This is a genomic window from Alkalibacterium kapii (genome assembly GCF_007988865.1).
In the GTDB taxonomy this organism is placed as follows: Bacteria; Bacillota; Bacilli; order Lactobacillales; family Carnobacteriaceae_A; genus Alkalibacterium; species Alkalibacterium kapii.
In genome coordinates this window covers 54,213-62,711 of sequence record NZ_BJUY01000009.1, presented here as the reverse complement: position 1 = coordinate 62,711, position 8,499 = coordinate 54,213, and the positions used below count along the sequence as shown (strand labels likewise).

Here is an 8,499-nt window from a genome sequence, read left to right as displayed (position 1 = left end):
TTTTTGAGAAAGAAGAGGAAAAAGTAGTTGCAATAACGGTTTGGCAACATGTTTTTGAGAAAGAAGGGAGAAAAGTAGTTGCAATAACGGTTTGGCAACATGTTTTTGACAAAAAAGAGAAAAAGTAGTTGCAATATGGATTTAGCAACAACTTCTTATAACACATGAAGTAAAAACTTGTCTCAATATAGTAAAGGATATTACTTATAAAATATGCTTGCTTAAGGCCGACTTTTTAAAATAATATTAGAGACCTTTTGATAATAATAAAGAGAGGCCAGCTATATCAATCAGCAAAACTATAACTTTATAATTTTTATTCAAAACCACAAAAAACGACGCCTATCACATATGTTGATAAGCGTCGTTTTTTGTTTATTAATTGCTATTCTTCATCTTCTGGGTCACTGGACTCTTCATTCGATGATTCATTGTCCTCGGCTTCTTGTTCTTCTTCACTTGTTTCTTCAGACTCATCTTCTTGATTTTCTTCAGTCGCTTCTGATTCTTTTTCTTTTTCGTCTTCTGAATTGGAGTCATTGTCATTGCTGGAATCATTGGACTCTGATTCGTCTTCGTTATCCGGTTTGCTAGTTGGTCGTCGACCACCCCAGAATTTGGCCAGTTCTTCATCCGAAGCTCCGATAGCAAAGTCATAGACAGTAGATCCAGGAACATTATCTTTTTTGAAGTTTTCCGAATGAGTAGCTCCTGAATAATAGAAGGATCCACCGCCCGGAGTTTTAACTGTTCCCGATTTCATTCCTGTGGCTTTGATTACAGATTCCCTTGTGACGCTATCCGGTTTAGGGAATTTTTCATCAACTCCAAAAACATCCGGCTTCACTTCGTACACAGCACTCATCAGTTCTGTCCAGAAATTACGGTTACGACGGCTCGGGTGGATACCGAAGTCGTCACCTAGGCTGATTTCGTTGGTTCCATAGCCGATCCAGGTACCAAATGTTATTTTTGGTGTTCCAGCAACATACCATATATCTGAGCGATCTTGTGTAGTACCGGTTTTTGAAATCCAGTCTGCTTCAAAAGGCAGATTGTCCATGGTCCCTCTAGCAGTCCCTTGCACATGTACGTCTCTAAGCATATCGACAAGTAAATAATTGGCTTCAGTACTAAATACACGACTTTCCTCGGACTTGTATTCGTGGACGACTTCACCTTTGCTGTTTTCGATACGTTCAATGACATAAGGCTCCATATGGACACCATCATTACCCATGCTTGAGAAGGCGCTGATCAAATCCACTGGCGCAAGCCCTCTGCTTAATCCTCCCAAAGCGAAAGAGGCATTATCAAAATCAGATTCCAGAATATCTTCGGGTCCAAATCCAGCTCGTCTGATATAAGCACCGGGATCATGCTTTTCTTTTAATTCCATCCAAATTTTAGAAGCAGGAATATTTTGAGAAATTGTAATAGCTTTTCGAGCAGTCATCCATTCGTTTGTAGTACGGGTAGCATTTCCGATTTCTTTATCGACAAAATCACCAATATCAGGATCCCAGTCGGGGACTGTATAAGGCGTATCAGGAATAATAGTTGCCGGCGTGATAAGATTTTCGTCAAGAGCAGGTCCATAGACAGCAAGTGGTTTGATTACAGAACCGGGTTGTCTATCACCATCAAAAGCTATGTTGAACTGACTATAGTCATAATCACGGCCTCCAATGAAACCAAGTACACGTCCTGTCTGGTTATCGATCATCGCACCTGATGTGTTTATTGGTCTGGTGACGGTATGAGTCTCACCTTCATCATCTGTATAAGTGTAAGATCTCTCGCCACCGAGTTTATCGATATACTCACTAGTCACGCGCTCAAGTGTGTTATGAATTTCTTTATCAATGGTCGTATAAACTTTGTATCCTTGATTTTTCAGTGCATATTCTGCACGATCTTTATATTCATTCACAATTTCAGGATTTTCCTCAACCATAGCATCGGTGACTTCTTCATCATCCATAAATTTTTGAGTAAGAAGATCCAAGGATTGCAGATACGCAACGTCATAGACATAAGAATTATCTTTATAATCGATATTTTCCTTGTTGATGAAGTCTTGTGTTATGTCATAGGCCTGCGCGTCTTCATACTCTTTTTCGCTTATATAACCTTCACGGTACATACGGAACAACACTTCATCCTGGCGTGCAAGACTCAAGTCATGGCTTTCTTTTAAATCGCCGTATTGTGTATAAGGACTGAATACGATCGGACGCTGCGGCAGTCCGGCAATGAAAGCAGCCTGAGGAAGTGAGACGTCACTTGCTGAAACGCCAAAGATACCCTGAGCAGCTTCTTCCACACCCGCGATATTCTGTCCTTTATTGTTACGTCCAAAAGGGGAGACGTTTAGATAAGCCTCCAGGATTTGGTCTTTATCTACTTCGTTTTCCAAGTGGTAAGCAAGCAGGATCTCATTCGCCTTTCTTTCATGAGTAACTTCCGGAGAAAGAATCTGCTGTTTGATCAATTGTTGTGTCAATGTGGAACCGCCTGTTGTTGCCCCGGAATCTGACAGCTCCTGAACCAAAGCACGAGCGACTGCTTTAGGAACAACACCTTCATGTTCAAAGAAATACTCATCTTCAGTTGACACAATAGCATGGATGACATAATCAGAGACATTATCCAGTGAAACAGGGGTTCGCAACAAATCCGAACGAATATCACTGATTAATGAACCATCTGCGTAATACATATTCGATTTCCGTGTGTAGTCTTGGATTTGACTGATCATTTCTTCTCGTTTAGGCACTTCTGAACCGTGAACTAAAGATGCGAAATAGCCAACCGCTGTACCTGCGCCTAAAGAGCCGACAACAAGTAGAATAACAACAAGTAAAATAACTAAAGCTTTAACGACACGGTAAAAGATATCAAAGTAATGGATAAACGTTTGAAATCGGGAAGAGACATTCGATTGCTTTTTTTCTTCCGATTGCTTTTGTCCTTTGTTTTCTGATCGTTTCATTATAGACTCCTTAATGGGTTTAGATAGTGATGTGACTTGCTATATTATAGCAAAACTAATGAAAAATAAAAAATGGTAAGCACGTCAATCAGGTAACTAAACAGCCAATGTGACAAAAATGTTAAAACCTTTTACATGTTAATATAGAAAGGCCCTCTGTGAAATTAAGTCACAGAGGGAAAATAATTAAACACTTTCTGGAAGTGTTTCACCAATAACTGATAATCTTTTTTCTACTTCATCTTGAGTGAGGCCGTGTTCTTCTACATAACGGTTTCGTGGATGGATACGGCATTCATGTGAACAGCCGCGTAAATATTTGTGTTCATTTTCTTCTGAAGTAATGATCTGACGGTTACATTCAGGATTGGCACAATTCACGTAACGTTCACAAGGTTCGCCGTCAAACCAGTCTCTGGCGATAACCTTTTTATCGACTTTATTGATATCGACACTGATACGCTCGTCAAATACATACATTTTACCGTCCCACATTTCACCCTGGGTCTCTGGATCCTTACCATAATGATGGATCCCACCATTCAACTGACCCACATCTTCAAAACCTTCTTTGATCAGCCAGCCAGTCAGCTTTTCACAGCGAATTCCACCCGTACAGTACGTCACAACACGTTTGTCCATGAATTTTTCTTTGTTCTCTTTGATCCAATCCGGCAATTCTCTAAAAGAACGAATATCTGGACGAATCGCTCCTCTAAAATGTCCCAAGTCATATTCGTAGTCATTACGGGCATCGAGCACGATAGTATTTTCATCTTGCAAAGCTTTTTTCCATTCCACTGGATCAAGAAATTCACCAGTCAGTTTGCTTGCATCATGATCTTCTTCACCCAGTTTCAAAGAGACGATTTCGGGACGATAGCGCACATGAAGTTTCTTGAATGCATGTCCATCAGCTTCATCGATCTTGAAAAAGATATCCTCGAACCGCTCATCTGATCGAACAGCTTCCATGTAGCGGTCAGTCTGCTCAACAGTCCCAGAACAGGTACCGTTCAAGCCTTCTTCTGAAACAAGAATACGGCCTTTTAAACCAATATCCTGACAAAGTTTCATATGGTCATCTCTAAATTTTTCCGGGTTTTCTATGTGTACATATTTGTAATAGAGTAAGACACGGTAGTCACTCATAAATTTTACCTCCTAATAATACAGTTCAAGTCATCTGAAATAGTTAATGTAATCATTAGAATTATAGGGGCTAAAGCGTTAAATTGCAAGTAATCGTTACTTTCTGACTTGTGAAAGATTCATAAGTGAAACACAAGTGTAATATCAATGCAATCAAAGTATTATGCATAGATGTTATACTAGTCCGTAGTTAGTTGATAAAACATATACAATATTTATGGAATATATACTTTGAAAAATAGTTCGATTCACCTAAATGGAGGGAAAGTCTTTTGAAGAAAAAATTAGTCGTATCTGCACTTACAGGTATATTATTAATGGGGTCACTTGCCACTACAACAGAAGTTTTAGCAAACGAGTATGATGAGGCGATCCGTGAAAATAGAAGCACGATAGAAAAAACAGATAAAAAAATACATAACTTGGAAGAAACTATCGATTCCTTGCAAGTTGACGTTTCAAATACTGAAAATGAATTAAGTGCCATCAATGAGGATATTTCAGATAACGAAAAACGAATCGCAGAAGCTGTAGACAAATTGGAAAAAGCACACAAGGAAATGAAGACTTTACAAGAAGAAGTCGACGCTTTGGAAATCGTTATTGAGAAACGCAACGAACAATTAGAAAAACAAGCAAGAAAAATACAGGTAGATGGACAAACAACGAATTTCATAGAGTTCATTATCGATGCTGAGTCATTGAGTGATATTATCGGACGTATCGACGTGGTTTCAAATCTTGTTGGAACAAACCGCAAATTAGTCAAAGCTCAAGTGAGAGATCAACAAGAAGTTATTGAAAAACAGGAAAAAACAGAAGAAACGATTACCGAGCAAAATAATCTGGCAGCTGAATTAGAAGGGATTTCAGAAGAATTAGAGCAGCAGCAGCTGGAAAAAGAAGTGCTGGTTGCCCAACTTGCTGCTGAAAAAGCAACAGCTGAAGCAGAGCGAAGCCGATTCTTGTCTCAAAAAGCAGAAGCTGAAAAAGCAGTAGTAGAACTTGTATCAGCAAGAGAAGAAGCCGCAGAAGCCGCAAGACAGTCATTAGAGAACAGAAACACGGAAAATAATAGCTCTAGTGTTGAATCCGAAGTGTCTGTTTCGTCTTCTAGTCAAACAAGCAATACGAACTCTACGAGCGATTCGAACAAAACAAACAATAAATCTGAACAACAGACAAGCAAGCCGAAACCAAAACCCGCACCTGAAGCTTCATCAAACGGTGTGACTTGGGGACAGATCAGTTCATATGCTAATGGTGTACTTGGCACACCTTACTTATATGGTGGATCAACGACGTCAGCATTTGACTGTTCCGGCTTTACAAGCTATGTCTTTGGAAAAGTCGGCGTCAGTTTACCGCGTTCCGCTGCTGGTCAGTATGCTGCATCACAAAAAGTATCAAATCCGCGTCCCGGCGACCTGGTTTTCTTTTCAGCTAATGGGTCCCGCGTCACACACGTCGGAATTTATGTAGGGAATGGCAGATTTATTGGTGCACAAACGAGTACAGGTGTCGCCTATACTAGCGTACACACAAACTATTGGGGTCCTAAACTCGTTGGTTACGGAAGATACTAAAATAAACAAGAAATCCGCTGTTAAACTGAAAAGTTTATACAGCGGATTTTTATGTTTTCATAAGTTCTATTGACTATTTTAGCGTTTTGTTTTCCTGTTTCTGGAAGTTCGCCGTTTTCATATCCAAAGATCGGTCCAATCTGTCAAAGAATGGAGACTTCGGTTGATTCAAACGAGCAGCACCATCCGAATGTGTCGAATAATGCGAACTTCGGTTGGTTCAAAGGAAGGATGCGCTCGAATGTGTTGAACAACAGAAGCTTCGGCAGATTCAACATTTGAAGTGCTGCGGAACCTGTCAAAGAACGGAGACTTCATAGTAGAATAACAAAATCTATTTCGTGCTAGTCTTAAAAGGTGTTATCTAAAGGAGTTGATCACGTTTTTCCAACCACTACTTAAACAAACTGATTATCTTAAGCAGTACTCGTCTGCATTCATCTCACTTCTTAAGCTAGGACATTATCTTAAGGAGTGCGCGCCTTTTTCTCTCTCACTTCTTAAGATACTACTCAATATGGAGAAATCTATTTAAAGTAGTAGCTGGCAAGAATCATTATATCCGGTTATTAAAAAAAGCACTGACAGAATCGACAACAACGTTCGAATCATCGGGTCAAGTAGAATGAGCCGACCAAACGTATTCGAACAATCCTTACTAGAGAGGCGCATTAAGCTGTTCAGCTAAAAAGTAATAGGAATATTTCAATAATATAAAAAGCATCAACTATATATCCTCGAAAAAAAGATACCAGTTGACGTTTTTATTGTTTTCTAAGAGTAGGATCGTTAGATGACAGTGGGCTTTACCTCATTAAAAAGAAACCGTACATAAAAAAGATTCCACAGAAATTAGATTTTATCTGCAGTCAATGCAAGGTAATCATCGATATCTGCTGAAATTTCATCGATGGCTGACTGCCAGAAATCAGAACGTTCTAAATTTACATTTAAATGCTTCTTTGCCAGCTCTTCAGTTGTCATGCTGGCTGTATCTCTAAGCAGGTTACGGTAATTTTCTGCGAAAGCCGGGCCTTCCTGTTTTGCTTTGGAATAAATACCGAGACTGAACAAGAAACCAAAGGTATATGGGAAGTTGTAGAAAGAAATACCCGTAATATGAAAATGCAGTTTACTTGCCCAGAACGTTGGGTGATAGGTTTCCAAAGCATCCATAAAGGCTTCTTTTTGCGCTTCTTCCATTATCGTATTCAATTCATTTTCACTAACAAGACCGTTTTGTCGGGCTTTATAAAAACGTTTTTCAAATAGAAACCGGCTATGAATATTCATAAACATAACGGCTGCTCGAGAAATTTTGCTATCGAGTAAAACAATTTTTTCTTCTTTCGATTCGGCGACCGAAACTGTTGCATCAGAAATCAACATTTCAGCAAAAGTAGAGGCCGTTTCTGCCACATTCATAGCGTACGAACGGTTTAATACCGGTAAATCCCTCATGACGTGACTATGATAGGCATGCCCCAATTCGTGAGCAAGTGTGGAAACATTATTAGCACTTCCAGAAAACGTCATAAAGATACGTGACTGCTCGCTCTCAGGGAGATTAGAACAGTAGGCACCTGGACGCTTGCCTTCTTTATCTTCCGCTTCGATCCAGTTTTCATCAAAAGCACGCTGCGCCATATCTTGCATTTCTTCGCTGAACGTCCCGAAGTGAGTTGTAATAAATGATTCTGCTTCGGCAAAGGAATACGTTTTGGGCTCGAAATCGCCAACTGAAACAGGCGCAGTTACATCAGCCCAATTGAGTTTGTCTTTGCCCATCAATGCGGATTTCCGATTTAAAAACTCAACGATTTTCGGCTTGTTCTCAGTGATCGTATCCCACATAGTATTCAAAGTCGTTTCTTTCATGCGGTTATATTCAAGCGGCGGGTTTAAAAAGTCTTTTTCACCTCTTAAATCATATGTTTGAAGTCTGAAACCAGCAAGGTGATTGAGTGTATCAGCGAACAGAGGCGCTTTTTCTCGCCAGGCCTTCTCCCAATCCATCAACAAGCGAGATCTCACAGCAGGATCTTTTGAACCTGTCAGTTTATTTGCCGCTTGGCCTGCAGACAAGTAGGTGATTTTGCCATCTTCATTGAAAGGGACAGACACACTATTGACGATCGTTTGATACATATTTCCAAATCCATTTAACCCGTCAAGAGATAATTTTTGAATAACTTTTTCTTCACTTTCCGATAATAATTTTTGACCTTTTTCTCTTTTTTCCTGCAAGGGAAAGGCGCTTTTTGAAAAAGGTTCTTTGGAGATAAGGATAGACCACTCTTTTTTCGGGACGTCTTTCAATTTTTTCATAAACAATGTTTCAACTTCACTCATTTGACTCGCTACTGTACTGAGTTGGTTGACGATTTTAGCTGCTTGTGCATCATTTGTATGCGTTGAAAACAAGCCTCGGGCAAAGGTGTTTGCTTCAGACAAACCATTGCCGATGCTTTCTCTTTTATCCAGGAACGAACCAAAGTTTTGATATTCAGGATAGTCCTGGGCGGGTTCCCAATCTTTAATTTGTATTAAAAGTTCTCCAATTAAATGATCAAGCTCTTGGATACGTTTCTGTAATGTTTTTGAATGACTTCCTCCTGAAAACACACTTTCCATATCCCAATTCATCTTTTCTGTCATCAATGATCTCTCCCCTGTATATTGACCTGCTTTTATTGTATCGTTTTTTTCTTTTCATATCCAGATACATCAGTTAGAATAGAACTACTAACGAATGAGGTGTAAACG

4 protein-coding genes are annotated in these 8,499 nt (G+C 39.6%); 1 reads left to right on the top strand and 3 read right to left on the bottom strand.

Features of this window, described 5'->3' with window-relative positions:
• Positions 1 to 385: 385 nt before the first annotated feature.
• Positions 386 to 2,995, bottom strand: a complete 2,610-nt coding sequence (locus AKA01nite_RS04860) for a transglycosylase domain-containing protein (RefSeq protein ID WP_146924196.1) — start codon at positions 2,993 to 2,995, stop codon at positions 386 to 388.
• A gap of 186 nt (positions 2,996 to 3,181) precedes the next feature.
• Complete coding sequence (gene trhO, locus AKA01nite_RS04855) at positions 3,182 to 4,147, bottom strand: oxygen-dependent tRNA uridine(34) hydroxylase TrhO (RefSeq protein WP_146924195.1); 966 nt, start codon at positions 4,145 to 4,147, stop codon at positions 3,182 to 3,184.
• 272 nt (positions 4,148 to 4,419) lie between these two features.
• On the opposite strand from trhO, the gene AKA01nite_RS04850 reads away from it, so the two are divergent.
• Entirely contained in the window at positions 4,420 to 5,733 is a 1,314-nt protein-coding gene (locus AKA01nite_RS04850) for a C40 family peptidase (RefSeq protein ID WP_146924194.1), read from the top strand.
• Between the two features lie 852 nt (positions 5,734 to 6,585).
• Here the strand turns inward: AKA01nite_RS04850 and AKA01nite_RS04845 are convergent.
• Positions 6,586 to 8,391, bottom strand: coding sequence for a M3 family oligoendopeptidase (locus tag AKA01nite_RS04845; RefSeq protein ID WP_146924193.1), 1,806 nt, complete (start codon positions 8,389 to 8,391; stop codon positions 6,586 to 6,588).
• Positions 8,392 to 8,499 lie beyond the last annotated feature (108 nt).

What these genes read in the sequence shown, in the direction of transcription:
- AKA01nite_RS04860 (WP_146924196.1), bottom strand. Translation starts at nt 2,995, where the DNA reads ATGAAACGATCAGAAAACAAAGGACAAAAGCAATCGGAAGAAAAAAAG.
- trhO (WP_146924195.1), bottom strand. Translation starts at nt 4,147, where the DNA reads ATGAGTGACTACCGTGTCTTACTCTATTACAAATATGTACACATAGAA.
- AKA01nite_RS04845 (WP_146924193.1), bottom strand. Translation starts at nt 8,391, where the DNA reads ATGACAGAAAAGATGAATTGGGATATGGAAAGTGTGTTTTCAGGAGGA.